Origin of the sequence: Melaminivora alkalimesophila, assembly GCF_000282995.1 — a bacterium.
Lineage (GTDB): Bacteria > Pseudomonadota > Gammaproteobacteria > Burkholderiales > Burkholderiaceae_C > Melaminivora > Melaminivora alkalimesophila.
Genome location: NZ_ALEE01000081.1, coordinates 1 through 2,330, shown reverse-complemented (window position 1 = coordinate 2,330; position 2,330 = coordinate 1). Strand labels below are relative to the sequence as shown.

Genomic DNA, 2,330 nt, shown 5'->3' with positions numbered 1-2,330 from the left:
TGTGCGGCACGTTGGTGCGCATCTGGATATCGACGTTGATGAAGCCACGGTCCGTGACGGCCACGCCAGCCTTTTCAGCGGCAATCTTCTTGCCGTTGGGCGTGCGGCCCACGGCCTGCAGCACCAGGTCGTACACCTGGGGTTCGGGGGTGGTGCCGCCCTCTTCCGCTGGCGCGAATGTGACCTTGATGCCTTCAGGTGTGGCCTCGGCACCGACGGTTTTCGTCTTCAACATGATGTTGTCGAAGCGCTTGGCGTTCATCTTCTGCCAGATCTTGACCAGGTCGCGGTCGGCGCCCTGCATCAGGCCGTCCATCATTTCCACCACATCCAGGCGTGCGCCCAGGGTGCTGTACACCGTGCCCATTTCCAGGCCGATGATGCCGCCGCCCAGGATGAGCATGCGTTTGGGCACGCCGCTGAGCGCCAGCGCGCCGGTGGAATCGACCACGCGCGGGTCGTTGGGCATGAACGGCAGGCGCACGGCCTGGCTGCCAGCGGCGATGATGGCTTTCTTGAAGGCGATGACCTTCTTGGTGCCCGTCTTCTCCTGGCCAGTGCCGGTGGTCTCTTCCACTTCGAGGTGGTTGGCGCCAACGAAGGCACCGTAGCCACGCACGGTGGTCACCTTGCGCATCTTGGCCATGGCGGCCAGGCCGCCGGTGAGCTTGCCGATGACCTTTTCCTTGTGGCCGCGCAGCGTATCGACGTTGACTTTGGGCGCGCCAAAGTCAATGCCTGCGGCGGACAGGTGGCTGACCTCGTCCATGACGGCGGCCACGTGCAGCAGCGCCTTGGACGGGATGCAGCCCACGTTCAGGCACACGCCGCCCAGGGCTGCGTAGCGCTCGACGATGATGACCTTGAGGCCCAGGTCGGCCGCGCGGAAGGCTGCCGAATAGCCGCCGGGGCCGCCGCCCAGCACGAGCACGTCGCAGTCCAGATCCGCCGTACCAGCAAAGCTGGACGCTACTGGATTAATAGCTGCTTGCGCTTGTGGGGTGGGCGCTGGAGCCTGTTTTGGCTCAGAAACCGCGGGCGCAGGGGCAGCTGCAGGCGCTGGAGCGGCTGCGCCTGCACCCTGCACTTCCAGGGTCAGCACCACCGAGCCTTCGGCGACCTTGTCGCCGAGCTTGACCTTCAGCTCCTTGACCACGCCAGCATGGCTGGACGGGATCTCCATGGAGGCCTTGTCGGACTCCACGGTGACCAGGCTTTGCTCGGCCTTGATGGTGTCGCCGGGTTTGACCAGCACTTCGATGATGGCCACTTCGGCGAAGTCGCCAATGTCGGGCACCTTGATGTCGATGATTGCCATGGGTGTTGCCCTCGCGTTACATCACGATGCGGCGGAAGTCCGCCAGCAGCGAGGCAAAGTACACGTTGAAGCGCGCGGCGGCGGCGCCGTCGATCACGCGGTGGTCCCAGCTCAAGGAGAGGGGCAGCATCAGGCGTGGGGCGAATTGCTTGCCGTCCCACTTGGGTTCGATGCTGCTCTTGCACACGCCCATGATGGCGACTTCAGGCGCGTTGATGATGGGCGTGAAGTAACGGCCACCAATGCCGCCCAGCGAGCTGATGGAGAAGCATCCACCCTGCATGTCTGCCGGGGCCAGCTTGCCTTCGCGCGCCTTGGCGGCGAGTTCGCCCATTTCCTTGCTGATCTGGACGATGCCCTTCTGGTCGGCATCCTTGATGACGGGAACCACCAGGCCGTTGGGCGTGTCGGCCGCAAAGCCGATGTGAAAGTAGTTCTTCATCACCAGCTGGTCGCCGTCGAGCGAGCTGTTGAACTCGGGGAACTTCTTGAGCGCGGCCACAGCAGCCTTGATCATGAAGGCGAGCATGGTGACCTTGACGCCGCTCTTTTCGTTCTCTTTGTTGAACTGCACGCGAAAGGCTTCCAGGTCGGTGATGTCCGCGTCGTCGTGGTTGGTGACGTGCGGGATGACCACCCAGTTGCGGTGCAGGTTGGCGCCGCTGATCTTCTTGATGCGCGAGAGGTCCTTGCGCTCCACCGGGCCGAACTTGGTGAAATCGACCTTGGGCCAGGGCAGCAGATCAAGGCCCACGCCGGAGCCGCCACCACTTGCAGGCGCCTTGGCCGCCTGGGCCTTGGTCTGCACGGCGCCTGCCATCACCTGCTTGGTGAAGGCGGCCACGTCGTCCTGCGTGATACGGCCCTTGGGGCCGGTGCCCTTGACCTCGTCGATGGGCACACCCAGTTCGCGGGCGAACTTGCGCACCGAAGGCGATGCATGGGGCAGGCCTGCCGTGGGCGTGCCGGGCTGGTGAGCGGGAACAGCCACCGAGACTGTGGCAGCGGCAGG

General features: G+C 64.5%; 2 protein-coding genes. Both read right to left on the bottom strand.

Annotated features, from left to right (window positions below):
* Positions 1-1,318 (bottom strand): FAD-dependent oxidoreductase (locus A612_RS01010; RefSeq protein WP_019372759.1); only part of this gene is annotated, 1,318 nt, incomplete at its 3' end.
* Positions 1,319-1,334: 16 nt separating this feature from the next.
* Positions 1,335-2,330, bottom strand: a 996-nt coding sequence (locus tag A612_RS01005) for a 2-oxo acid dehydrogenase subunit E2 (protein WP_040435451.1), incomplete at its 5' end; no start/stop codon positions are given.